Origin of the sequence: Mesorhizobium sp. B2-4-12 (genome assembly GCF_006441575.1) — a bacterium.
Taxonomy (GTDB): domain Bacteria; phylum Pseudomonadota; class Alphaproteobacteria; order Rhizobiales; family Rhizobiaceae; genus Mesorhizobium.
Genome location: NZ_VFVC01000001.1, coordinates 193,633 through 217,005 on the forward strand (window position 1 = coordinate 193,633; position 23,373 = coordinate 217,005).

General features: G+C 63.5%; 22 protein-coding genes and 1 tRNA gene. 5 read left to right on the top strand and 18 right to left on the bottom strand.

Translation table 11 applies throughout. The features are described 5' to 3' along the window. Positions 1-137: 137 nt before the first annotated feature. Entirely contained in the window at positions 138-788 is a 651-nt protein-coding gene (gene cmk, locus FJ934_RS00935; RefSeq protein WP_140606852.1) for a (d)CMP kinase, read from the bottom strand. A gap of 271 nt (positions 789-1,059) precedes the next feature. Continuing rightward, positions 1,060-2,418, bottom strand: a complete 1,359-nt coding sequence (gene aroA / locus FJ934_RS00940; protein WP_140606778.1) for a 3-phosphoshikimate 1-carboxyvinyltransferase — start codon at positions 2,416-2,418, stop codon at positions 1,060-1,062. Positions 2,419-2,624: 206 nt separating this feature from the next. Between aroA and FJ934_RS00945 the strand changes: the two genes are divergently transcribed. Together FJ934_RS00945 and FJ934_RS00950 are read left to right on the top strand one after the other, a co-directional pair. Beyond that, entirely contained in the window at positions 2,625-3,011 is a 387-nt protein-coding gene (locus FJ934_RS00945) for a TIGR02300 family protein (RefSeq protein ID WP_140606779.1), read from the top strand. Between the two features lie 173 nt (positions 3,012-3,184). Further along, a tRNA-Ala gene (locus tag FJ934_RS00950) sits at positions 3,185-3,260 on the top strand. A gap of 203 nt (positions 3,261-3,463) precedes the next feature. Here FJ934_RS00950 and FJ934_RS00955 read toward each other — a convergent pair. From FJ934_RS00955 to FJ934_RS00975, 4 genes are all read right to left on the bottom strand, one after another. Continuing rightward, positions 3,464-3,661: a hypothetical protein gene (locus FJ934_RS00955; protein WP_246671402.1), complete on the bottom strand. Its 198-nt coding sequence runs from the start codon at positions 3,659-3,661 to the stop codon at positions 3,464-3,466. Between the two features lie 37 nt (positions 3,662-3,698). Further along, complete coding sequence (locus FJ934_RS00960) at positions 3,699-3,944, bottom strand: hypothetical protein (RefSeq protein WP_140606781.1); 246 nt, start codon at positions 3,942-3,944, stop codon at positions 3,699-3,701. Between the two features lie 47 nt (positions 3,945-3,991). After that, entirely contained in the window at positions 3,992-4,729 is a 738-nt protein-coding gene (locus tag FJ934_RS00965; RefSeq protein WP_140606782.1) for a Crp/Fnr family transcriptional regulator, read from the bottom strand. A 479-nt stretch (positions 4,730-5,208) separates the two neighbouring features. Beyond that, on the bottom strand, positions 5,209-5,883 hold the full coding sequence (locus FJ934_RS00975; protein ID WP_140606783.1) for a GntR family transcriptional regulator: 675 nt from the start codon (positions 5,881-5,883) through the stop codon (positions 5,209-5,211). 231 nt (positions 5,884-6,114) lie between these two features. Here FJ934_RS00975 and FJ934_RS00980 point away from each other — a divergent pair, with 231 nt between their 5' ends. Then, the gene (locus FJ934_RS00980; protein WP_140606784.1) at positions 6,115-6,600 is read left to right on the top strand and encodes a hypothetical protein; all 486 of its coding nucleotides are present in this window, start codon (positions 6,115-6,117) and stop codon (positions 6,598-6,600) included. Here FJ934_RS00980 and FJ934_RS00985 read toward each other — a convergent pair. The 6 genes from FJ934_RS00985 to FJ934_RS01010 all read right to left on the bottom strand — a co-directional run bounded on the left by FJ934_RS00985 (position 6,590) and on the right by FJ934_RS01010 (position 12,756). After that, on the bottom strand, positions 6,590-7,150 hold the full coding sequence (locus FJ934_RS00985; RefSeq protein ID WP_140606785.1) for a hypothetical protein: 561 nt from the start codon (positions 7,148-7,150) through the stop codon (positions 6,590-6,592). The genes FJ934_RS00980 and FJ934_RS00985 overlap by 11 nt on opposite strands. Beyond that, the gene (locus tag FJ934_RS00990) at positions 7,143-10,022 is read right to left on the bottom strand and encodes a sarcosine oxidase subunit alpha family protein (RefSeq protein ID WP_140606786.1); all 2,880 of its coding nucleotides are present in this window, start codon (positions 10,020-10,022) and stop codon (positions 7,143-7,145) included. Before FJ934_RS00990 ends, FJ934_RS00985 begins: the two co-directional genes overlap by 8 nt. Continuing rightward, complete coding sequence (locus tag FJ934_RS00995; protein ID WP_140606787.1) at positions 10,019-10,285, bottom strand: sarcosine oxidase subunit delta; 267 nt, start codon at positions 10,283-10,285, stop codon at positions 10,019-10,021. The genes FJ934_RS00990 and FJ934_RS00995 overlap by 4 nt, the downstream gene beginning before the upstream one ends. 19 nt (positions 10,286-10,304) lie before the next feature. Continuing rightward, entirely contained in the window at positions 10,305-11,558 is a 1,254-nt protein-coding gene (locus FJ934_RS01000; RefSeq protein ID WP_140606788.1) for a sarcosine oxidase subunit beta, read from the bottom strand. A gap of 82 nt (positions 11,559-11,640) precedes the next feature. Beyond that, positions 11,641-11,940 (bottom strand): glycine cleavage T C-terminal barrel domain-containing protein, encoded by a 300-nt coding sequence (locus tag FJ934_RS01005; RefSeq protein ID WP_246671403.1) that lies wholly within the window; start codon positions 11,938-11,940, stop codon positions 11,641-11,643. Positions 11,941-12,096: 156 nt separating this feature from the next. Further along, positions 12,097-12,756 (bottom strand): TetR/AcrR family transcriptional regulator, encoded by a 660-nt coding sequence (locus tag FJ934_RS01010; RefSeq protein WP_181165463.1) that lies wholly within the window; start codon positions 12,754-12,756, stop codon positions 12,097-12,099. Positions 12,757-13,031: 275 nt separating this feature from the next. On the opposite strand from FJ934_RS01010, the gene FJ934_RS01015 reads away from it, so the two are divergent. After that, complete coding sequence (locus tag FJ934_RS01015; protein WP_140606790.1) at positions 13,032-14,471, top strand: aldehyde dehydrogenase family protein; 1,440 nt, start codon at positions 13,032-13,034, stop codon at positions 14,469-14,471. A gap of 54 nt (positions 14,472-14,525) precedes the next feature. Further along, positions 14,526-15,101: a DUF1349 domain-containing protein gene (locus FJ934_RS01020; protein WP_140606791.1), complete on the top strand. Its 576-nt coding sequence runs from the start codon at positions 14,526-14,528 to the stop codon at positions 15,099-15,101. A gap of 42 nt (positions 15,102-15,143) precedes the next feature. On the opposite strand, the gene FJ934_RS01025 is transcribed toward FJ934_RS01020, so the two are convergent. From FJ934_RS01025 to FJ934_RS01050, 6 genes are all read right to left on the bottom strand, one after another. Further along, positions 15,144-16,718 (bottom strand): glycosyltransferase, encoded by a 1,575-nt coding sequence (locus FJ934_RS01025; protein ID WP_140606792.1) that lies wholly within the window; start codon positions 16,716-16,718, stop codon positions 15,144-15,146. A 38-nt stretch (positions 16,719-16,756) separates the two neighbouring features. After that, entirely contained in the window at positions 16,757-18,400 is a 1,644-nt protein-coding gene (locus FJ934_RS01030; protein WP_246671404.1) for a glycosyltransferase family 4 protein, read from the bottom strand. A gap of 132 nt (positions 18,401-18,532) precedes the next feature. Then, a complete protein-coding gene (locus FJ934_RS01035) occupies positions 18,533-18,814 on the bottom strand; it encodes a hypothetical protein (protein WP_140606793.1) in 282 nt (93 codons plus the stop codon). A gap of 162 nt (positions 18,815-18,976) precedes the next feature. After that, positions 18,977-20,506: a mercuric reductase gene (locus FJ934_RS01040; RefSeq protein WP_140606794.1), complete on the bottom strand. Its 1,530-nt coding sequence runs from the start codon at positions 20,504-20,506 to the stop codon at positions 18,977-18,979. Next, entirely contained in the window at positions 20,496-21,845 is a 1,350-nt protein-coding gene (locus FJ934_RS01045) for a glucoamylase family protein (protein ID WP_140606795.1), read from the bottom strand. The genes FJ934_RS01040 and FJ934_RS01045 overlap by 11 nt, the downstream gene beginning before the upstream one ends. Beyond that, positions 21,838-23,313 carry a glycosyl hydrolase gene (locus FJ934_RS01050; RefSeq protein WP_140606854.1) on the bottom strand — a complete coding sequence of 492 codons (1,476 nt, stop codon included), beginning with the start codon at positions 23,311-23,313 and terminating at the stop codon, positions 21,838-21,840. The genes FJ934_RS01045 and FJ934_RS01050 overlap by 8 nt, the downstream gene beginning before the upstream one ends. Positions 23,314-23,373: the final 60 nt, after the last annotated feature.

Sequence of the window (23,373 nt, forward strand, 5' to 3'; positions counted from 1 at the left end):
CGGCGTTCCGGGCTCAAAAGCCCTGGGCCGCTTTCAAGCGGCAATTCCGGCGCATGAAGAATGCTGGCAGGCTGGTTCGTACCCGATATGGGTATTTTCTTTGCTTCCGGCAACGGAAACACGGGAGAAAACCCGGATCAGGCCTTGTCCCTCTTGGCCAGCACGTCGTCTATAACAGACATGGCCGCGAGAAACGCGGCTTCTATAGCCATTTCGCTGGTATCAAGCAAGTGCGCGTCTGCTGCCGGCTTCAATGGCGAGTCGGCGCGGCCCATGTCGCGCTCGTCACGGCGTTGGATGTCGGCGAGGATCTCGGCGAAATTGGCGGTGCCGCCGATGCTTTCGATCTCGGCCAGCCGGCGCTGTGCCCGCACCTCGGCACTCGCCGTCACATAAAGTTTGATGTCGGCGTCGGGGCACACCACGGTGCCGATGTCGCGGCCGTCGAGCACCGCGCCCGGCGGCGTCTTGGCGAATTCGCGCTGCTTTTCGACCAGGATGCGCCGCACGGTCGGGAAAACCGCGACCTTCGAGGCCGCCTCGCCGACCGCATGCGCCGACAGCACCGCACGGTCGAGCTTTGCCAGATCGACCTGGCGCGCCGCGGTTTCCGCCGCCGAGACATTGTCGAGCGGCAGGCCGACCCGCAGCAGCGCATGGGCGACGGCGCGATAGGTCAGGCCGGTGTCGAGCAGGTTCAGCCGGTAGTGGTCGGCCAGCCGCCGGGCGAGCGTGCCCTTGCCGGCGCCGGCTGGTCCGTCGATGGCGATGGTGAAGATTTGTGTCATTGGCATGCAGACGCCTTACGCATGGAAACAGGCCCCCGCGACTTCGTCATCCTAGGGCGTAGCGAACGCGAAGCGGAGCGAAGACCCTGGGATCCATGCCGTGACTTCAGCCAAAGAACGCTGTGGATCAGAACTTTGCACCGTTGCGGCGCCCTGAGGTCATGGCATGGATCCTGGGGTCTGCGCCGCGTCGCTGCGCTCCTTGCTTCGCCCCAGGATGACGAAGCACGGGATGTCGCCGGCCAATCTCCAAGGTTTGCGATTGCCACTGTCACCCGATCTCCGCGCCTAGCCCCTTCATCAGCCCCATGAACTCCGGAAAGCTCGTTGCAATCATATTGGCATCGTCGATGGTGACAGGCTTGTCCGTCGCCAGTCCCATCACCAGAAAGCTCATGGCGATGCGGTGATCGAGATGGGTCTGCACGGTCGTATCCTTGCCGTTGGGATGGCCACCCAACCCCCTGCCGCCCGGTCTGCCGCGCACGGCGAGCGAAGCTTCGCCCTCGGTGCATTCGACGCCGTTGAGTTTCAGACCGTTGGCGACGGCCGACAGCCGGTCGGATTCCTTTACCCGCAGTTCTTCCAGCCCCTGCATCAACGTCTCGCCCTCGGCGAAGCTCGCGGCAACGGCCAGCACCGGATACTCGTCGATCATCGACGGTGCCCGCTCGGGCGGCACGGTGACGCCCTTCAATTCCGAGTAACGCACGCGCAGGTCGGCGACATCCTCGCCGCCCGCATTGCGCGGGTTGAGGATGTCGATCTTGCCACCCATCTCCTGCAGCGTCAGAAGCAGCCCGGTGCGGGTCGGGTTCATCAGCACGTTCTCGATCACGATGTCGGAGCCCGGCACGATGAGCGCGGCCACAAGCGGGAAGCCGGCCGAGGACGGGTCGCCAGGCACGGCGATCGTCTGGCCGGTCAGCTTGCCCTGGCCTTCGATGAAGATGTGGCGCACGCCGCGTTCGTCGGTCTCGACCGACAGGTTGGCGCCAAATCCCTTCAGCATCTTTTCAGTATGGTCGCGCGTCATCACCGGTTCGATGACGGTGGTGATACCCGGTGTGTTGAGGCCGGCGAGCAGCACCGCCGACTTAACCTGCGCCGAGGCCATCGGCACGCGGTAGGTGATGGGGGCGGCGTGCTTCGGCCCGTGCAGCGTGATCGGCATGCGGTCGCCCGGTGTCGCCTTCAGCACCTGCACGCCCATCTGGCGCAACGGCTCGAGCACGCGGCCCATCGGCCGGCCCGACAGCGAGGCGTCGCCGATGAAGGTCGTTTCCATGTCGTAAGTGCCGACGAGGCCCATGGTCAGTCGCGAGCCGGTGCCGGCATTGCCGAAATCGAGCGGCCCTTCCGGCTGCAGCAGCGCGCCGTTGCCAGTGCCCCGGATCACCCATTCGGTGCCGCGCTTTTCTATATGCGCGCCCATCGCCCTCATGGCCGCGCCGGTGCGCATCACGTCCTCGCCTTCCAGCAGGCCGGTGATGCGGGTTTCGCCGGAGGCGAGGCCTCCGAACATGAAGGAGCGATGCGAGATCGACTTGTCGCCCGGCACGCGTGCGGTGCCGGAAAGGGCGGATGATTTGCGGGCGGTGGCCGGCTTGGCAGCGACGGCGTGAGACATGGAATTTCCCTGGACGGAATGCCGGCGTGCCGGCGCTTTTCATTTGTTGCGGCGGTCTCGTATCACGGCGGGGCGGAATGGTCATCCCCATGGGCGTCACTTGGCGCGAGGCCTTTCAATGCATGGTTTTGTGACGCCGGCTTTTGGCTTTGACAGCGCCGCAAACTGTGGTTAAGGGGACCACTCTTTTATTCACGAGGCTTGCCGTGGCAAAAACCGAACTTGGCACAAAACGTATCGACCCTGAAACGGGCCGAAAATTCTACGACCTGAACAAGGACCCGATCGTCTCGCCCTATACAGGCAAGACCTATCCGCGTTCCTATTTCGAGGAAGGCAAGGTCGCCGCCCTCGAGGAGGAAGAGGAAGTGGCCGAGAAGGAAGTGGACGCCGAGGACGAGGAAGGCGTCGAAGTCGTCTCTCTCGAAGAGGCCGACGATGACGTCAAGGGCGACGATCTGCCGGATCTCGGCGATGACGAGGATGTCGATCTGGGCGACGACGAGGATGACACATTCCTTGCCGACGAAGAGGAAGAGGACGACGACGTTGCCGACATGATCGGCGTCGGCGACGACGACGACGAGGTCTGATCGGCCAGCGATGCAGGTGTTTGCACGCTTTCTCAGCCTGTGAACAAAAAGCCGTCTATGAAGGCTTGATATTGACGAAAGGCGGGGTTAGAAGCCGCCTGCACTAACGGCGCGGTGTTCCAACCCGCGCCGGATCTCTTCACCGGAAACGGTGCCGGTTGACTGCCGGATGTGGGGCCATAGCTCAGTTGGGAGAGCGCTTGAATGGCATTCAAGAGGTCGTCGGTTCGATTCCGATTGGCTCCACCAGTCCCTTCCAGGGTCTTCAGGAAAACCCTCTGATCTCAAGCTCTTACACGGAAATGTGGTCCACGGTGGTGGCGCACGTTGCGGAGAATTTCATCCCTCGTCCGGCGTGATGTCTCCGGCTTCGCGGCAACGTCTGTCCGTTTCGGTTGCGCGCTCCCGATGGGGCTCCCATTCAGCAAATTGCGGCGGCTAAGCTTGCGCCATCAGGCAGCGTCCGCGCCGAACTCGACAGCAAACCCCGCGTCGATCGCACTTCGTGCTATGTGGTCGCCAAGTTCCCAATCCGTGAGCTCACACAGCGGAAACCTCTTCCTCACGGCATGAATAACCTCGAATACCGAGACGCTCGGTTTGTCGACATTGTCGATCAGGTAGCGGACAACCTCTTGGCGAATGTCCACTGGAGCCGTCGTCTGCGCAAGTGCGGGCATCTGCGGCCTATGAATGGAGCCGCGATACTGCGCTATCGGCTGGTGTCGCGTCGAAGGCGACGGGCACGTCGTGAACGATGCATGCAGCCGCGAGCAGGTCTTCCAACTCTCTGTCCGTGGCCTTGCACGCCGGCATCAGTGTTCGGATGGCTCGGATCGCCTGGGCAATGGACAGGAACCGCGCCCTGCCTCTGGAAAGCACGTAGGCCTCGGCCGCCTTTTCAACCGTGATGGTGTGGAACGTATTGGTCATCCAGAGTTCCTCCCTGAGCCGGAGCCAACGCGATTTACGGACAACATTCAGCGATCTGCAAGTGTATGTCCGATTGCGGACAAATCAGGCAGGCGACCGGCGAACTGGCGCTGTTCCTCCTCGCCATAGGCTCCGTGTGTGAGTTTTATCAGGCCGACGCGGTCGACAATCGTAATCTCGCCGCGCTTGGCGTGAACCAGTCCCCGATATTCAAGCATTTGCAGGGCCGTGGTAACGCCCGGCCTCCGCGCGCCGAGCATGGTCGCCAGAAACTCGTGCGTCAGGTAGATCTTGTTTCCTTCACAGCGGTCATGAACCATGAGCAACCAGCGGGCCAATCGCTCCTCTATCTTCGAGTGGCCGTTGACCACCGCTGTTCGGGTTGCCTGGACAAGGAATGCGTTGGCATAGCGAAGCAGGGACTCGCGAAAGCTCTGGCTGCTCGCAAGAAGCGCGCGAAGGCTTTCAACCGGCAGGCACCAGCCATTGCCGGCGACCTGGATATAGGTGTCGTTGGGAGACCGGTCCTGGCCGAGAACGACCGTAACCCCGGTCATGCCATCGTGGCCGACAATGCCAACCTCGCCCTGGCGCCTTCCGAACATGGTGGCGACGACCGACGCGATACCTGTCTCGGGGAAATACACGTGCTGGATCGGCTGATAAGCGGTTTCCAGCGGGCTTTTGAGGCCCAGTTCGACCTCACGTATCGACGGCAGGATCGTCGCAAAATCCTCAGGCGCCAAGGTTCTCAAAACATAATTGCGTATCTGGGATTGGGACATGCTCTTTCCCCGTTCCGGGCAAGAGCAAATACCCTCTCACTGTCGGCGGCATCCGAATGACTGGCGGCCGATGCGGCAGCATAGGCCTTGGAGGCCCCACTGGCAAACACTTGTGGCGGTGCGCCGGCGCACAACGGTGTCTCTCCGCGGGAGGCGATTGGATCACAAGCTTCGGTTCCTTCGCCATGCCGCCGGAAACGTACGCCCGTGCGGCGGCTTGAGCGCATGGCCGCCGATTGGCCCATCCCCGCGGTATCCCGGGCGAAATCATCGCCGTGATACTCCCAACAGGCGAAGAGAAGGCTTTCCGGCTCGCGCAGGACGATTGACAGCAGCGGATGTTGGCGCGGCTGACGACGGCGAGCACTTCCGGCCAGACTTCGGCATGGACGCTTGTATTTGCGCGATCGCCTCGGCCTTCAGGCCGATACCATTCGTCGCATGTGCTGGTCATGTCCGCTTGCGATCGAGGACGAGCGTCAGCCGAGAAGCTCGGCGGCGACTTCGAGCGTGTTGCGAAACGACGTCTCCAGATGGTGTTCCATTGCCTGCGCGGCGCCCTCGGCATCATGTCGCTTCAGCGCGTCGAGAATGGCTTCGTGCTGCTCGATCGTCTGTTCGCCATAGCCGGGTTTGGGAATGGCGAGATAGCGGCCGCGGTCCATCTGCGCCTTGGAGATGTCGACGGCCCGCCAGATCATCGGCAGGCCGCAGATCTCGGCGATGGTGCGGTGAAAGACGTCGTCGAGCTGGATCGCGGTAGCGTAGCGGCCGCGCGATATTGCAAGCTTGTGCGCCGCCATATTGTCCTCCAGCAGTTCGGCGGCTGCCGGCGTGAGCTTCACCGCCGCGCGCCTGGCGCTTTCCATCTCCAGCGCCCGGCGGATGACATAGGCCTCTTCCAGGTCGGCGCGGCTGATCGGCGCGACATAGGTGCCTGTCTGTGCCAGGATCTTGACCAGTCCCTCGTCGCTGATGCGCTTGACGGCTTCTCGCACCGGCGTGCGCGAGACACCGAGGGCTTCGGCGATCGCCACCTCGTTGATCACCTCACCCGGCTTCATCTGTCCGACGACGATCAGGTTGCGGATCTTCTGATAGATCTGATCGCGCAGCGGCAGAGCCCGATTGAGGGTCGAAGGGTCGAGGTCCATGGCAGATCCGTAGCTTCGTCACCGGAAGTGATCAGATTATATTAGAATGGAGATAGGAATGCATTCAATGCGCGCTCCAACCGCTCCTCGGGCTGGATCGCTGCAGTGCAGCCTGGCCGCGACGCCCTTTGCGCCGGGATAGGAATTCGCGTCACCGCGACTTCGCTTACGCGCAATTTACGACCGTCGGCTACATCAGTTCCTGTCTGATTCGTCCGCGACAGGAACCCCATGAGCAAAGCCCTCACGACCTTCGCACTCGCCGCCGTGCTGACCGCCTTGCTCATGGCGCTGAGCCTGGCCGTGGCCCGGCATGGCTATCCCTACGGGGTGACCGGCGTGAAACGGCTCGACGGCATCGCCGATGCGGGAACGTTCATCCCGCTTGCCGCGGTCTATTTCTTCAGCGCGCTGCTGATGATGATCCTGCCGATCAGGGCGGCGAGCATCGTTCTCACCCACGCCGCCGACGCGATCTTCTGGACCGTGATCGTGCTGCTCGCCACCATCGTCGGTGGCCTTCTCGCCCGATGGGCCTTCGGCCAGGCCAGCGCCCTGCTGGCATTGCTGAACTGGCGGTTCCTGTTCGCCGTGGCGATTATCGGCTGCCACTTCGTCATGAACGAGCTGCGCCGCAACGTGCTGTTGCGCAGCCTGTTCTTCGTCGTCTTCGCGGCCGCGACGCTCGCCTGCCTGTTCTGGTCCTTTACGCTATGAGCGCGATCGTCGCTGGCTGATTTCCGGCCGCGATATGGCCGGCCGCCTGCTCCATCCATGTCCAGAGATAGGCTGCAAGGCCACGGTCGACATGGATGCGCAGCCTATTCTCATGGCGATACACGATGGCGCTGACACCGGCGAGGGAAAGCGCCGCACTGGCGCTTGGCTGGCGAGGATCGAGCGTCGTCCCGCGTGCGATGAAGGCATCGAGAGCCGGGCCCTCGACCTCGAACACCTGCAAGCCGGCGCTGATCGTCGTCACCGCGAAACCTTCGCCATGCCAACCCGCGGGGATGGCGAGCGGGTTGCTTGATACGACGAGCAGGCGGTCGCGCGCCAGTCGGACCGAATAGCGTATGCCCTCTATCAGGCCGAATGCACCGGCGGCCGTTCCATCGAACCCTGAGACCTCGGCCCATGCGGCAAGGTCGCCGCTGACCAGGCGTTGGTGCAGTCCGGTGATCGGGCTTATCTTGAGCGCCGGCACTTTGATCGTGGCGCTCTGCCAGTCCGGCGCGATGGACCATTTTTCCGCGAGATCACGCATGCAGCCGGTCTCCTGCCTGGTCGAAAGCGCAAGGGGCGGCAATCGTCGCCGTGCTGACCTTGCCGAGATGCTGGATTTCGATCGTCTCCCCGTGCCGTGCCGCACCACGCTCGATCAGGCCAAGCGCGACCGGCCGGCCAAGCGTCGGACTCTGGTAGCTGGAGGTGACAAAACCCTGGCTGCGCAGCCTGCCGTCGCTCCGCTTGATGCCGTGCGCGCCGGTTGGCAGCGGCGCATCGCCTTGCGGCACCGTCAGGCCGACAAGCTGCAGCCGGTTGTCGCGTGAAGCCTCGTCAGTGAACAGCGAGCGGCGGCCGACGAACTCGGTCTGGCGTTTGGCGCGGGGACCCTCCACGCCGAGATCATGCGGCAGTGTGGTCCCGTCAGTGTCCTTGCCGATGACGATGAACCCTTTCTCCGCACGCAGGATCATCAGCGCTTCGAGGCCGATGATGGCGGCATCGAACGGCTGGCCAGCTTCGCGCAGACGGGTCCATAGGGTCTCGGCGCGGTCCGCGCGGATCGAGATTTCATAGCTCCTGTCGCCGGTAAAGCTGACGCGCGCGATGCGGACCTCGTCGCCGCCATAGCTGCCATGGCCTATCGCCATATGCGGCAGGTCTGCATCGTCGAGCGAGAGGCCAAGGCCCAACGTTTCGAGCAGCTTCCGGGCGTTCGGCCCGGAGACGGTCAGCGTTGCCATTTCGGCGGTGGCATTGTGGATATAGACGGCGCCGCGGCCAAAGCGGTCCTGGCGCCATTCCTCCAGCCGCGCATGCACCGCGGTGACATGCGAGGACGAGCACGACACGACGAAGCGATGCTCGTCCAGCCGCACCAGCACGCCGTCATCGAACACCACGCCGTTCTCCGACAGCATGAAGCCATAGCGGCAGCGGCCCGGTTTCAGCGTCGACATCGTGTTGTAGTAGAGGAAATCGACGAATTCGGCCGCCTTCGGGCCGATCACCTCGATCTTGCCGAGCGTCGAACCGTCGAACAGCGCGACCGACTGGCGGGCGCGCAGCGCCTCGTCCTGGATGGCGCGATCCGCATCGGCATCGCGACCGCCATAGTGGGCAGGCCGCAGCCAGCCGCCATATTCCTGGAACACGGCGCCATCGGCGCGATGGATGTTTTCCAGCGGCAGCCGACGCACCGGCGCCATCAACTCGCCCCCGCGCGCACCGGCGAAGCTCGCCAGCGGCACCGGCGTGAACGGCGGGCGATAGGTGGTGGTGCCGACCTCCCGCACCGTGCGGCCAGTGATGCCTGCCATCAGCGCCAGGCCAGGCAGGTTGGAGGTCTTGCCCTGGTCGGTCGCCATGCCGAGCGTGGTGTAGCGCTTCAGATGCTCGACCGAGACGAAATTTTCGCGCGCCGCCAGCTCGACGTCCTTCACCGTCACATCGTTCTGGTAGTCGATCCAGATGCGCCCCTTCGAGCCGGGCACCGGCCAGGCGGCAACGATGCCGCCGGTCGCCTCCCTACCTGTACTGCGCGGCATCTCGGCCTTCGTTTGGCCGAGCGATGCAACGGCGTTCTGCGAGCCTGCCAACACCTCCGACAGCGAAACCGCGCCGGCCGCGGCGCCGGCGACGGAAATGCCGTCGACCGGATCGCCCGGCAGGAAGGCGGCACGCGCCTCGCTCCAGGCAAGCTTGCCCTTGGCCTGGCCGAACAGATGAATGGTCGGCGTCCAGCCGCCCGAGACCAGCACGCAGTCGGCGTCGAGCCTGGTGCCGTCGTCCAGCATCACGCCCTCGATGCGCAGCTTGCCGTTGGCGGCGGCAAGCGATCGCTCCTTGACCAGCCGCACCTTGGTGGCTGGCATGCCGTCACGCCTGATGTCGACCAGCGTGACTTCGGCGCCGGCCTCGGCGGACGCCTCCGCCACTTCATAGGCGCTGTCATTGTTGGTGGCGACGACGATGCGCCTGCCGGCCAGCACGGCATGGCGCCTGAGATAGGCGAGCGCCGCATCCGCCGACAGGATGCCCGGCAGGTCGTTGTTGGCGAAGGGCAGCGGCCGCTCGATGGCACCCGTCGCCAGCACGATCCGGCGCGGCCGGACCCGCCACAGCGTGTCGCGCCGGCCGTCGAAATGACGCTGGTTCAGCCCGACCAGATTGTGGTCGTAGATGCCGAAGGCGGTGGTTGAAGGCAGGATCAGGTGGCCGCCGGCGGCAAGCTCGGCAATCGTCTCGTCGATCCAGATGGCAGCCGGCTTGCCGTCGATCTCGCCGGCGCGGTGGCCAAGCGACCCGCCCGGCTTCTGCTGGTCGTCGACCAGCGTGACGGAGAGGCCGACGCCAGCCGCTGCCTTTGCCGCCGCCAGTCCAGCCGGTCCCGCGCCCACCACCAGAACGTCGCAATGATGGTTGATCTGGTCGGCCGAGCCCGGCGAGGTCCAGCCCTTGTCCACTTCGCCCAGCCCAGCCATGGCGCGGATGCGCGGCTCGAACATGTGCCAGTCCGGCCACATGAAGGTCTTGTAGTAGAACGCCGCTGGAATGAAGCGCGAGCAGCGGTCGAGGAAGGCGTTGCGGTCGGCGAGCGCACTGGGCGTCGCGTTGACGCTTTTTGCCACCAGCCCGTCATATGCCGGCTCGGTCGTGGCGCGCGTGTTCGGCGTGGTCCGGGGGCCGCCGACATCCACCAGCGCGTTCGGCTCCTCGACGCCGGCGCCCCAGATGCCGCGTGGCCGGTGGTATTTGAAGCTGCGGCCGACGACCGCGATATCATTGGCCAGCAGCGCCGAGGCGATGGTGTCGCCGGCAAAGCCCTCAACGCTTGTGCCGTCGAAGCTGAATCGGATTGGGCGCGATCGGTCGATCGCGCTGCCACCGATGGTGAGACGCGAGGCGGTCATGCCGCGTGCTCCCCGCCAAGAGCGGTCGAGGACAGCACCTCGTGCGTGACCGTGTCACGTTCCATGACGAAGAACTCGCCGCAACTCATGTGCACCCAGATTTCGCGCGCCGCGCCCTTCGGGTTGCTCCTGAGATAGAGATAGTTTGCCCAGCGCTCGATCGGCAGATCGGCCCCGTCAGGCCGGACATTGCCGGCATCGCCGCCAAAGTGGAATTCCGTCTCGTCGCGCGGACCGCAGAACGGGCAAGGGAAGAGCTGCATGCTTGCCTCTGGTCCTGTCTCAGTGCGCGATGCCGGAGCCGGCCGCTTCATCGATCAGCCGCCCGCTGGCAAAGCGATCGAGGTCGAACGGACGGCTGATGTCGTTGTGCCTGCCTGTTGCCAGCAAGTTTGCCAGCAGAGTGCCGCCAGCGGGAATGGCCTTGAAGCCGCCCGTGCCCCAGCCGCAATTCAGGAACAGATTGGGCAGCGGCGATTCACTGATGATCGGCGAGGAGTCCGGCACCACGTCGACAATGCCGGCCCATTGCCGCATCAGCTTCAACTGGCCGAAGATCGGGAACATTTCCAACAGGCCGGCAACGACGGTTTCCAGCGTCGGCAGATTGCCGCGCTGCGCATAGGAGGGGATGCGGTCAAGTCCGCCGCCAATGACGATCTCGCCCTTGTCCGACTGGCTGACATAGACGCCGGTGCCGGGCGACAGCACAACCGTGTCGAGGATCGGTTTCACCGGCTCGGAAACACAGGCCTGCAGCGCGTAGGAATTGATCGGCAGCCGGAAGCCGGCCTTGGCCGCCAGCACCGAGGAATGGCCGGCCACCGCCATGCCGATGCGCTCGGCGCGGATCGTGCCACGCGTCGTCTGCACGCCACGGCAGCGCCCACCCTCGATGATGAAATCGCTGATTTCGCAATTCTGGATGATGTCGACGCCGAGCCGGCTCGCCGCCCGCGCATAACCCCAGGCGACCGCGTCGTGGCGCGCCGTTCCGGCGCGGCGCTGCCAGATGCCGCCGAACACCGGAAAGCGCGCGTCCGGTGAGAAATTGTAGATCGGCGCCACGCGCCGTACATCCTCGGGCGAAAACAGCTCCGCATCGATGCCGTTGATCTGCATGGCATTGACGGTGCGCGCGCCCATCTCCATTTCGACTGTCGAGTGGCAGAGATTGACCATGCCGCGCTGCGACAGCATGACGTTGTAGTTCAAATCCTTCGACAGGCCTTCGTAGAGCCTGTGCGCCAGCCCGTAGAGTTCGACGCTCTCCGGGTAATAATAGTTGGAGCGCACCACTGTGGTGTTGCGGCCGGTGTTGCCGCCGCCGATCCAGCCTTTTTCAAGGACCGCCACCCTGGCGATGCCGTGGTTCTTGGCCAAATAGTAGGCTGTCGCCAGCCCATGGCCGCCGCCGCCGATGACGATCGCGTCGTAGGACGGCTTCGGCTCGGGCGAGCGCCACGCCTGCTTCCAGCCGGTCTGGCCGGCCAGGCCTTCCTTGAACAGCGACAGAGCGGAATAGCGTCTGGTCATGGCGTGCCGGCCAGGCCTGATTTGGGGAAGGGGGCGTGGATCATTGTATGGTCTTCTCTATGGACGTCACCGGTTCGATCGGTCACGCCGCATCGCCTTGCGAGAGGATCGTAAGGCGACGAAGCGCATCTCTTTCGATGCCGACGATGTGGGTTGTCAACTGCGTATCGGCATCGGCCGCGTCGCGGTCGACAAGCGCCATGGCGAGGCTCTTGCCGACGGTGTGGCCGTAGCCGCCGGAGGTGACGAAGCCGGCAAGCTTGCCCTTGTTCCAGACCAGCTCGTAGCCGCTGGCATCCGCATCCTCGGCGTCGATTTCGAGCGTCACCAGCGTTCGCCTCGCGCCGGCCTGGTTCTTTTTCAGGGCAGCCTCCGATTTCATCCTGTCGCGCTCCACCCGGTTGTGGCGATGCACCCTATCTTTGTTGTACACATGTGTCCAGTGCATCGCGAGAACCGGGCCGGAGGAGGCTGGTGTGTGGATATGGAGCAAGCCTGTTGCCGAGAAAGCTGCCGAGTCAGGCAGCCGGTGCCCCGTCTACCGTTTGCCGGAAAGTGTCTTCTCGACATAACGCGAAAAGTCCTCGACATCCTCGGCGGTCGGTTCCTGGCCGGTGAAGCTGCGCAGATAGGACGCGACATGCGTCAGGCGGCTGCTCATCGGCTCGTCGAGTTCGAGCGAGTAATAGCCGATCTGCATGAAATAGAGCACACGGGCACGCACGAACGCGTCTTCTTCTTCATAGCCATGGCGCATGAACATGTCGCGTATGGCATTGACGCGTTCTTCATCGGCCTGGTCGAGCGCGCGCCTTGTGGCGGGGGAGCGGCGCGCCCAGGCCCTGATCGCGAAATCGAGCCGGGGATCGAACAGCTTTTCGTCCACCCAGCATTCGAAAATGCTCATCACCCCGCGGATGACGGTGGCGGATGGCCGCCCGGCGCGTTCGACGATGAATCGGGTGTTGGTCTGCCGCCAATAGTCCAGCAATTGGTCGAGCAGGTCCTGCCGGCTCTTGAAATACCAGTAGAAGCTGGAGCGCGAGACATCAAGCTGCTGCCCGAGCGTCTGCACGCGGACGCGTTCGACGCCATCCGAGATCAACGTTTCAAGCGCCAGCTTCAGCCAGTCGTCACGAGTGGCCTTGATGTTGCCGGTGACGCCGGCGCGCTGAATCGTCGTTTCGATGGCTGCCATCGGTATGACGCATGACATGCCGGATCAGGCAAATCAAGGCTATGTACATCGCTGTACAGGGCGTTTCGATTGAGCTGACGTGACGGCTGCGGGGATCTTAACCGGGCTGGCTGTCCATGGGGCGCTGCCGCCGCCATGCTATCGACGCTATGGCAGGCCCGGGGCTTTTGTCGCGGCGGCCCGGCCAGTACGTGCTTTCCCGCAGGGCAATTGTCTGGCAAATATCAAGTCAGAAAGATGCCGCCACGCGGCCAACCAGCAGGAAAGACGAGGACATGGCTCAGTTTCGAAAGAACCTCATCGATGGCGAATGGGTCGGCGACGCCGGGTCCCGCAACATCAACCCCTCGGATACCGGCGATGTCGTCGGCGAATACGCCTCGGCGGACGTGGAACAGACGGCCCAGGCGATCGCGGCGGCCAAGGCGGCCTTTCCCGCATGGTCCCGCTCCGGCCCGCTGGCGCGCCATGCGGTGCTGAAGAAGGCGTCCGATGAAATCATGGCACGCAAGGACGAAATCGGCCGCAACCTGGCGCGCGAGGAAGGCAAGACGCTGGCAGAAGGCATTGGCGAGACCATCCGCGCCGCCCAGATATTCGATTTCTTTGCCGGCGAAACATTGCGTCTCTCCGGAGAGATGGTGCCGAGCGTGCGGCCGGGTGTCGGCGTCGAGATCACGCGCGAGGCGGTCGGCGTGGTCGGCATCATCACGCCGTGGAATTTCCCCATCGCCATTCCGGCCTGGAAGATCGCTCCGGCGCTGGCCCATGGCAACACCATCGTCTTCAAGCCGGCCGAACTCGTGCCCGAGAGCGCCTGGTCGATCGTCGACATCCTGCATCGCGCCGGCCTGCCCAGGGGCGTGCTCAACCTCGTCATGGGCAAGGGCTCGGTGGTCGGCCAGGCGATGCTCGACAGCCCCGATGTCAACGCCATCACCTTCACCGGTTCGGTCGGCACCGGCAAGCGCGTCGCCGCGGCAAGCGTCGAGCACATGCGCAAGTTCCAGCTCGAAATGGGCGGCAAGAACCCGCTGGTGGTGCTGGACGATGCCGATCTTGCGGTTGCCGTCGACTGTGCCCTCAACGGCGCCTTCTTCTCGACCGGCCAGCGCTGCACGGCCTCGTCCAGGCTGATCGTGACCGATTCCATCCATGGCCGTTTCGTCGATGCGCTGAAGGAGCGGATGGATGGACTGGTTGTCGGCGATGCGCTCGACGCGCAGACCCAGATCGGTCCGGTCGTCGACGCCACGCAGCTGAAGCAGGACGAGGATTATATCGCCATCGGCGTCAGGGAAGGCGCCACGCTCGCCTTCGGCGGCGAACGGCTCGACCGCAAGACGCCGGGTTTCTATCTGCGGCCGGCACTGTTGACAGACGCCACCAACGCCATGCGCAGCTCGCGCGAGGAAATTTTCGGGCCTGTCGCCAGCGTCATCAGGGTCAAGGACTATGACGAGGCGTTGGCAGTCGCCAACGACACGCCCTTCGGGCTGACCTCAGGCATCTGCACATCGAGCCTCAAGCACGCCACCCACTTCAAGCGCAATTCGGAAGCCGGCATGGTGATGGTCAACCTGCCGACGGCGGGAGTAGACTTCCACGTTCCCTTCGGCGGCCGCAAGGGCTCGAGCTATGGTCCGCGCGAACAGGGCCGCTACGCGATGGAATTCTACACCATGGTGAAGACCGCCTATACCTTTGCGGGTTGACTGGACGCCGGCCATCGGGCTGGCGGGCGTTCACTAGGGAATCGGCACGAGGCAATGACATTGCAGGACCTGATCTGGCTCAACCCGCCGCCGCACCACGTCATCGACGGCGATGCCGTCAGCGTGCGCTCCGGCAAGGAGACCGACTTCTGGCGTGAGACCTTTTATGGGTTCTGGCGCGACAACGGCCACTTCCTGTATCGGCCGGTCGAGGGCGATTTCACCGCCGAGGTCACCGTCAAAGGCGATTACAAGGTGCTTTACGACCAGGCCGGACTGATGATCCGGCTGAGCGAGACGCACTGGATCAAGGCCGGCATCGAATACACCGACGGTCTCGCCTATTTCTCGGTTGTCGTCACCAACGACACATCGGACTGGTCGCTGGTGGCCATTCCCGCCGGCCCGAACGGCGTCAGGATCCGCCTGACCCGCCATGGCGAAGCGATCCGCGTCCAGTATCTCGACGCTTCGGACGGCCACTGGAAGCCGGTGCGGCTTGCCTATTTCCCGGTCTCGAAAACGGTCGATGTCGGCATGATGTGCTGTTCACCGCAGCGCGAGGGTTTCGAGGTGACATTCTCCGGATTTTCGGTCGGCCCGCCGATTTCGCGGGAATTGCACGACTGATGCCTGGAGCATCTCAGGTGGAAGCCACGGCAGGCCGACGCATCACCACGGGATGTGTAGGATTTCCAGTTTCGGCAGGCCGACCGGCCTGACGCCAAGATCATTGGCGAGCATGCCGAAGGCTTCGGTCTCGATCAGGTCGCGGTAGGGAATTTCGGGGAAGCGAAGGCCGCCGCGATGCAAGGCGGCGTCGACCAGGAGCATGGTTCCGCCGACCGCATCGAGGCCGATGATGTCGAAATGCCTGACATCGCTGAGATGATAGCGGTTGGGCGTTTGCGCGGGCGGTTGGTGCAGTCCGCCGCGTATCTCGCGATAGTAAGGATAGTCCTTGGTCTGGCGTCTTATGACGAAGCTGTTGAGATCGAAGCTGCCGCCGCCGGCGATCTTCACGCAATTGGGCATCGCGATACGATGGCCAGTAGCGATCAGCCGGTTCAGTACATCGCCGGGGAAGCGCCAGACATCGATGTCGATCCACAACGCCCAGTCGTCGTCTTCCTTCAGTCCATGATCGATCAGGTGATTTCGCACCTTGGCAATCGCGCCCCGCCTCACCCGCTGCATGCTGGGCTTTGCCCGTTTTGCCCTGTCGAGCCTGGTGCCGACCTGTCTCCGCAGCAGGACGATGTCACGATATTTGCCGGCTAATCCTGCTGTCGCGGCTTGCAGGCGTTCCCAGCTCCCATCCAGGCTGTCGCCTTCGCAAAAGACCAGCTTGATCCTGTCCTTGGGATAGTCGAGCCCGTCCAGTGCGTCGAGAAAGGGCTGGATGAGATCGGCGGCGTCGCGAAGCGGCACCAGGACGGCAATGTTGCGGCCTGAGGGCGGCGGCGCCGACAGAACCGCCTTGTCGACGCTGGCTTTCGCCTCGGCCTCATCCAGATACGCGCCGCGCGTCAGCTGATACCGCAGCCGATAGGCTCGGTTGCGCAGCCTGGTCCTCCAGGTCGGTGGCGGCTCGGGGATCCACCATGTGCCGGCCCAGTGATGGATCGAAAGCGCTGCCGTGTCGTCGCCGGCTTCGCGCTTCGCGCTCCCGGCCGGCGTCACCGGCGTGAACAGGCCGGAAGGATGAATGGCAAAGGCAGCCTGATCGCTGTAGGCGAGTTGTGCGGAGGTCAACAGACAGGGTCCGGTCGCGTCGAGCACGTTCTTGGCGCTGGCGAGCCTGCGCATCAGGGAAAGCACTTGTATCCAGAAGGGATGACCGGCTGGGCTGGCCATCGTCCCGTTGAACAGGAGATAGGGCAGACCCCGGAGATCCGCCTGGATGGCTGCATGCGAGGCCGGCTCCTTGCACAGCACGACGCGGGTCTCGTCCATGATCGGATCGAAGGGGGCGAGGCATTCGCAATCGATGTCCGCGTAGATCCCGCCAAAATGATGCAGCAGCATGTAGCGGGCCGCATCCGACCGCTGCACGCCGTTCGTGTAACTGCAGAACATAGGCAGGAAATCCGGATAATGCTCGGCCACGAATTCGAGCAGCATCCGGTCGCTCCAGAACATCACCGTCCAGTTTGGATTATGCCGTTTCCAGCTGTCGGCATAGGCATGGAAGCGTGCGGGAACGCTGTCGGTCTTCCATGTCTGGTGCAGGATCGGCGGGATCATCGGCAGCTCATGGGGCGGATGAGGGGAACGGCCGGGCGTCATTTGCCGTCATTGTCCAGGTCAAGACCGGTACGGATCGCCTCGCGGATCGCTTGCGGGCTAAACCGTGCCCATGCGGCTTGATGCGCGCGCACGCGCTGCCGCGCCCGGCGTTCGGGGTCCAGGCAAAGTCCGATCGCCATATCGGCAAGTCCTTCGTCGGTGGCCGACAACAGCACCTCGTCGCCATCGACCAGGTCCAGACCCTCGGCCGCCACCGGTGTCGCGATCACCGGCACGCCCCAGGCCATCGCCTCCAGGATCTTGATGCGCGTGCCCCCACCCGCCTTGAGTGGAATGATGGTGAGATGCGCGGCGGACAAAAGCGGTGCCACGCTTTCGGGATTTTCGATGAGTTCCACGTCGGGCAACCCGGTCAGCGCCCGCACCGCCGCCCTTGGGGTACGTCCGGCAAGGACAAGCTTCGCGCCGGGCAAGACCTGCCGGATGCGGGGCAGTATGGCATGGGCCAACCGCTCGGCGGCATCGACGTTCGGTGGATAGCCGAGATGGCCGATGAACAGGATCACCGGAAAGCCTCTATCGGTCGCGGCCTCGGCGGACAGCGCTTCGGGAATGTCTTCGGCCTTGGGAATTCCGTTCGCAACGACATCGATCGGCAGCTTGTGCCGGGACAGGCCCGTCAGCTTCTCGCGGTCCAGGTTCGAGCAGACCCAGACCCTGTCGACGAGGGAAAGCGCTTTTCTCTCCAGTCGCCGAATGCCAAATCCGGCCCGGAATCGCTCCAGACGGAGATGCTGCAGCTGTGCCGCCAGGTCGGACTCGACGTTATGCATATCGAGGACGAGTTGCTTCGTCAGCGGCCGCAACGGCCGCAGCAGTTTGAACAGGCCGATTCCCTCGACGATGATCGTGTCGGGTTTGAAGGTTTGCACCAGGGTCAGCAGGCGCGCGAGTGCCGTGCGGGGAATGCGGTTCTCCGCCGCTATCCTCCACCAGCCCAGCGAGGACGAGCGCGGCTCCTCCGCAATCGTCAGCCCAACGGCTTGGAGGCGTCCGTTGGACGGCTTTGACGGACTACCCAGCGGCCGAACCGAGGCAAGCCGGACCGGACCGTATTCCGAGGCCAGACTGGCATTGCGGAAATTCCTCAGATCCGCGCCCGAAACCGCCGGAAAGGCAGGGTCGTAAGAGACGACCAGGGTACGTTTTTCCTTGACCCCGCCGGCGGCCGACGAAAGGCCGGGCCGTTCCATTATAGCTCCGGCATGAATTCGGGTATGATATTGCAATGTCTTCCAACTCCGGTTCAGGGTCTTGTGGGCGCGGACCGCACGCATCATGCTCATCGCATCCCTGTATCGCTTGTGCTTGAGAAGCCGCCTTGAAAGCCGCTGCGCGATCCAGGCTTTCCTCCACTGCAGGACGTCCCTAGCAATGCCTGAACCGGCGAGCTTGTCCAGTTCAAGCGCGATAGCGAGAAACGTCGCCCGCGGAGCCTGCACAAATCGTCGCGCCATTCTCTCTTCGTCATGGTGGTAGAGGAGCACCGGGGTAGGGGTCGTCGCCACGTCGGCGCGGGCAAGCAGGGCTGCCCAATAGCATGAATCCTCGTCAAGGCTGATGGTTTCCGGAAAGCGGATGGCGGTCGTCGCCCAGGCCGCGACCAATGCGCTGCCCACGGCGATCGGCCATGTCTCGTTGAAAAGGTAGCGCCGGGCGTTCAGGGTGCGATCGCTTGTATATCCATGTGGAACCTTGAGCTTGTCCGTGCCTGCCCGACCAGCTCAGGTAGCCTGCGGCATCATCGAAATTCAGAATAAGAAGGTTGGAGAATCCCCAAGGATTCCGACATTTCCAGCAGACTTCCGAAACCAGCGGCGGATGTCGTCGCTGGTTGGCGGTTTCTGCGACAGATGAAAGGCAATCGATCGGAACGCCAACTCTTTCAGATCCTTTCGACGGGCCTGCAAATGTAGGGGATGATAGTCCATTGCATCGAGATCGAGATGCTTGCCTCCGGCACACAACGGCACGCAGATGTAACTCCTGGTCAAGAGCTGGATTGCATATTCCGTTTCAGTTACAGGCTGCATCCACGAGTGTTCCGCGGCCGCACGGTGAGATCAATCTTCCCCACGCACGGTGAGGTCAATCTCTTCCCCAGCAGTACTGGGTGCCGTCAAGCGCCGGATGGGATACTTGGTCTGGTATTTGCGGACATTTCAGTGAACAAAGGCCGCTGCGCCGCTTGCGGGTCATCGCCTGGACCATGCCAGCCAGCGCGCCGCAAGGCGCCTGCGCAAGGAGGTGAGCCGTGTTCGCCTGTAGGCGTCGCCCGCCATCTTGATGCCTTGCGCTTGTGTCGGGAAGGGATGGATGACATCGGCCAGGGTATGCAATCCCATACCCGACCTGATGGCGAGCGTCACCCCATTGATCATCTCGCCGGCATGGCTGGCGACGACGGTCGCCCCCAGGATACGGTCGGATCCTTCCCTGACATGGATCTTGACGAACCCTTCCTCCTCGCCGTCCATCACGGCACGGGCGACATCATGCATCAGCACCGTATAGGTCTTGACCGGAATGCCGTTCAGGCGCGCCTCCGCGGGATAGAGACCGACATGGGCGATCTCCGGATCGGTATAGGTGCACCAGGGAACGACAAGCTCACTCAGCCTTTCGCGCCCGCGAAAGAGCGCATTGCGCACGACGATGCGCGCCGTCGCCTCGGCGGTATGGGTGAATTTGTATTCGAGGCAGACGTCGCCCGCCGCGTAGATGTGCGGATTCGTGGTTCTCAGATAGTCGTCCACTCTGATGCCGCTGGCGTCATACGCCACATCGGCCTCTTCCAGTCCGAGACCATCGACATTGGGCGAACGGCCGACGCCGGTGATGATCTCGTCGACGGAGATCGTGGTCGTGTCGCCGTCCCGCACCAGGTCGGCGAGCTTCCTGCCGCCTTCCCCGCGCACCGCCACCACTTCGGTGTTGAGGCGGACCTCGATCCCCTCGCGCGCCAAGGCGTCTGATAGGATCTGCGCGGCGTCGCGTTCCTCGCCGGGCAGGAACATCGGATCGCTTTGCGCCAGGATGACCTTGGCGCCGAGCAGGCGGAAGGCCTGCGCGGTCTCGCAGCCGAGCGGACCGCCGCCGATGACCAGGAGCCGCTGGGGGCATTCCGTGAGGTTGAACATGCTCTCGTTGTCGAGATAACCGGCCTCGGCAAGACCTGGAATCGCCGGCCCGCTCGGATGGGCGCCCGTCGCGACCAATGCCTTCCTGAAATGCAGCGTCTTGCCAGCGACCACCACCGTGTCCGGCCCGCCAAACCGCGCTTCGCCGAAATAGAGATCGATGCCTTCGGCCGCGATAGTCTCGGCCGAATCGGCGCGGCTGATACGCTGCCGGATCTGCCGCATCCGCATCATGGCCCGCTCAAAGTCGACGTGAAGGCGCCGTGGCGCGTCACCGCCGAAGCTCTCGGCATCGCGCATATCGGCATAGAGCCTCGCGGTGCGGATGATCGACTTCGACGGGATGCAGCCGACATTGATGCACGCACCGCCGATCAGCCCGCGCTCGATCAGGGCAACCTTCGCGCCAAGGCTCGCGGCGTCACGCGCCGCGGTCAGTCCTGCCGGCCCGGCGCCGATGACGACGAGATTGTAGGGACCGTCCGGCTCCGGGTTCTTCCAGCGCGGCGGATGCGCGCCTCGGATCAGTTCGACGTCATTGCGGTCGACAGGGAAGGCGGCGGCCCACGTCCGTTCACGCGACATCGCCGCCCCCTGCCGCGGGCCCTGTCGGCTGCGACAGCCAGCCGCCCGTGAAGCCCGCTTTGCCCAAGCCGCGGCGGATGTGCGGATTGCACCGCATCAAGTCCCAGATCAGACGCGAGCGGTGGTTCTCGATCATCATCACCACGATGCCCTGGTCGAGCCCGTAATGGCCTTCGGACACCCAGCCATCGCCGCCGAATCTTCGCCGGTTGGCCAATGTCGGATTGAATCCGCTCGGCAGCCGGTAACCGTCGATCACCTGTGGATAGCGATCGGCGAGATGGCGCAACGCAGCCAGGCAGATATCGGGCGCGAAAGGCAGCGACGCCGGAAAGGACCATGGCGCGATCGTCCCGTCATCGGGACCGAATGGCGCGCCGCGCGCGGCATAGCCGGAAAACCGGTGCGTACGCCGCTCCACGCTGGCGCGGAAGCCGCCCGGCCCGTCTCCCGCCGAAAGGCCCCAAAGGTTCTCGCCATAGCCATCGAAGCCATAGGGGTTGTGGCGGGCATAGTCGCGGTGAAGGTAGGTCGAGCGGCGGCTGTTTTCGAAATAGTCCGAGTCCTTCTCGCGCATGAAGGCGTCGCGGATGCCGGCGAAATCGATCCAGGCATGCGAGAACTGGTGCATGAACAGCGGCCCGCCATAAAGCACGTCATTGCCGTAGATATTTTCCCACTGGTAGGTCGCCGTCCAGGCCTCGTAACTGTCGTCGGAGGTCGGGCTGTCGGGTGAGGCCATCGAAAGCACATAGAGGACGATCGCCTCGTTGTAGCCCTCCCAGCCATAGTGGAGAAAGCCGCTCCTCGGCTTCCAGCCTTGCCGCAGGGTCGGGCTGCTGCCTTGCGCCCACCGCCAGTCGACGCGCCGGTAGAGCACTTCGGCCAGGTGCCGGATTTCGGCTTCCCGTTCATTGTCGCCGCGGAAATAGGCGCCCGCAACCAGTATGCCGGCCATCAGCAAGGCGGTGTCCACCATCGAGAGCTCGCAGCGCCAGACACGCAGCCCGGTCCGCATGTCGAGGAAATGGTAGTAAAAACCCTTGTGGCCAGTGACGTCCTCGCCGCCGCCTTGCGGACTGGCCGAGAAGAAACGCAACGCGGCCAGCGTCAATTCCACCGCCGCCTCGCGCTTCATCCAGCCGCGCTCGACGCCGATCGGATAGCAGGAGAGCGCGAAGCCGACGACGGCGATGCTGGCCGGCCAGTTCGGCCGCGACGTATCGGCGACCAGCCCGTTGTCGGGGTTCACATTCTCCAGGAAATAGCCGAAGGCGGCGCGCTGGTAGCGCTGCAGAAGCTCGTCATCGGACAGCGCGGCGGGATCGGCTTTAATCACGAGATGCGAACTCCAGCCTGATGGCCGCGACTCCCAGGGGAGGAACGGCCACGTCGAATCCAAGGGTGCGGTCGTGCCAGGCAACTGGTTGCCGCCGTTCTTGCATTACCGAGGTCGCACGCAACTGCTCGACCGCTGCCGCGCCCAGATAATCGGGTCGCCCCATTGTTACCCACAGCGCCTTGGCGTTGGCATTTTCCGCATCGATCCGCCGAACGGTTGCCGCTGTGGGCTGCGGCGCATTCCTGAGTTCGACATGGACGGTCTCGTTGGCGATTGGATGCCGTGGCAAGGCAAAGTTGGAGATCAGCACGGTCAGCGAATTCCCGTCACGGACGCACCAGCCATCAAGGGTTGGATGGGTTTCCTCCATGTACAGAATTTCCGTTCCAAGTTGATGCAGCATTTCAAAGGCACGGTAGGCCGGTTTGGCAATCCCGTGAAGGTTCATCAACCCGAAGCCACCATGAAAGGGCACGGATGGAAAATAGTTTTCCTCGAAAATATCGGAAAAGGTCCAGTAGCTGTACCCTTCAACCAATCCTCTCGCCTCCATCACCGTTTTGACGATGAAAGCGGCCGCATAGGGCTCGTCATGCATCGAATCGCGTGGGTTCGAGGAGGTGCACCATTCAGTGTAGTAGAGTGGCCGGCCGCCCGCCTGCAGGCGGGCGGTGCGAGCCTCATCGCGCAACGCGCTCCTCATGCTTTCCGAAAGCTGGGTCTCGGTGTCGTCGCCAGGTTTACCGAAGGCATCGGTGGGATAATGGTGCGTGCTGATGAAATCGGCCGGAAGGCTGTTCTGGTCACAATATGCGATGAACTCATCGATCCAGGCGTTGTCCGCGGTAGCCGGTCCGCCGACATTCAACTTGATGTCCACGGATTTGATCGCCTTTGCCGTATAGGCATACAGCTTGAAATAATCTTCCTGCCTGCCGCTGCCAAACGCGTCGAGATTGGGTTCGTTCCATACTTCGAAGAACCATTGCCGCACTTCGTCCAGGCCGTAGCGATCGATCCAATGGGCGACGAGTTTCGAAATCAGCGTCGACCATTGATCGTAGTCCTTCGGCGCGCTGACATTGGCGCGGTAGCGGAAGATGATCTGCCCGGAGGATGACAGCATTGTCGGCATGAAACTCAGCTCGACAAAGGGCCGCATGCCGATCGACAGCAGGAAATCGAAGATCTGGTCGGCATTGAAGAACGAATAGAGCGGCTGGTCATCCTGGTCGATGAGCGTGCCCATGTCGTCATCGAGCAGCCCGTGAAAACGGACATGGCTAAAGCCGAGTTCGTCATGCGCCCGGCGCATCTGGGCCTGCCAGTCCGCGCGCAACGCCAGCGTCGCATGGCCGCTGCCGACCGTATGTTCCCAGAAGTGCGGGAAGTCCTCGCCTTGGACGCCGATATCGCAGCGAAAGGTCACGCCCATGGAACAGTCACGACTATTTGCCGATCGCATGCCTGCATTGCCGACTATATATGCCGGCCAGGCTCCATTCGTTGCCTTGTCACGCGGATT

Coding starts and splice junctions, on each gene's coding strand:
- FJ934_RS01035 (WP_140606793.1), bottom strand. CDS start 18,814: ATGCAGCCTGTAACTGAAACGGAATATGCAATCCAGCTCTTGACCAGG.
- FJ934_RS00985 (WP_140606785.1), bottom strand. CDS start 7,150: ATGCGTGATCTCGCGGAAAAATGGTCCATCGCGCCGGACTGGCAGAGC.
- FJ934_RS00960 (WP_140606781.1), bottom strand. CDS start 3,944: ATGACCAATACGTTCCACACCATCACGGTTGAAAAGGCGGCCGAGGCC.
- FJ934_RS00965 (WP_140606782.1), bottom strand. CDS start 4,729: ATGTCCCAATCCCAGATACGCAATTATGTTTTGAGAACCTTGGCGCCT.
- FJ934_RS01040 (WP_140606794.1), bottom strand. CDS start 20,506: ATGTCGCGTGAACGGACGTGGGCCGCCGCCTTCCCTGTCGACCGCAAT.
- cmk (WP_140606852.1), bottom strand. CDS start 788: ATGACACAAATCTTCACCATCGCCATCGACGGACCAGCCGGCGCCGGC.
- FJ934_RS01050 (WP_140606854.1), bottom strand. CDS start 23,313: ATGCGATCGGCAAATAGTCGTGACTGTTCCATGGGCGTGACCTTTCGC.
- FJ934_RS01025 (WP_140606792.1), bottom strand. CDS start 16,718: ATGATCCCGCCGATCCTGCACCAGACATGGAAGACCGACAGCGTTCCC.
- FJ934_RS01020 (WP_140606791.1), top strand. CDS start 14,526: ATGACATTGCAGGACCTGATCTGGCTCAACCCGCCGCCGCACCACGTC.
- FJ934_RS01000 (WP_140606788.1), bottom strand. CDS start 11,558: ATGACCAGACGCTATTCCGCTCTGTCGCTGTTCAAGGAAGGCCTGGCC.
- FJ934_RS00990 (WP_140606786.1), bottom strand. CDS start 10,022: ATGACCGCCTCGCGTCTCACCATCGGTGGCAGCGCGATCGACCGATCG.
- FJ934_RS00975 (WP_140606783.1), bottom strand. CDS start 5,883: ATGGACCTCGACCCTTCGACCCTCAATCGGGCTCTGCCGCTGCGCGAT.
- FJ934_RS01005 (WP_246671403.1), bottom strand. CDS start 11,940: ATGAAATCGGAGGCTGCCCTGAAAAAGAACCAGGCCGGCGCGAGGCGA.
- FJ934_RS00995 (WP_140606787.1), bottom strand. CDS start 10,285: ATGCAGCTCTTCCCTTGCCCGTTCTGCGGTCCGCGCGACGAGACGGAA.
- aroA (WP_140606778.1), bottom strand. CDS start 2,418: ATGTCTCACGCCGTCGCTGCCAAGCCGGCCACCGCCCGCAAATCATCC.
- FJ934_RS00980 (WP_140606784.1), top strand. CDS start 6,115: ATGAGCAAAGCCCTCACGACCTTCGCACTCGCCGCCGTGCTGACCGCC.
- FJ934_RS01010 (WP_181165463.1), bottom strand. CDS start 12,756: ATGGCAGCCATCGAAACGACGATTCAGCGCGCCGGCGTCACCGGCAAC.
- FJ934_RS01015 (WP_140606790.1), top strand. CDS start 13,032: ATGGCTCAGTTTCGAAAGAACCTCATCGATGGCGAATGGGTCGGCGAC.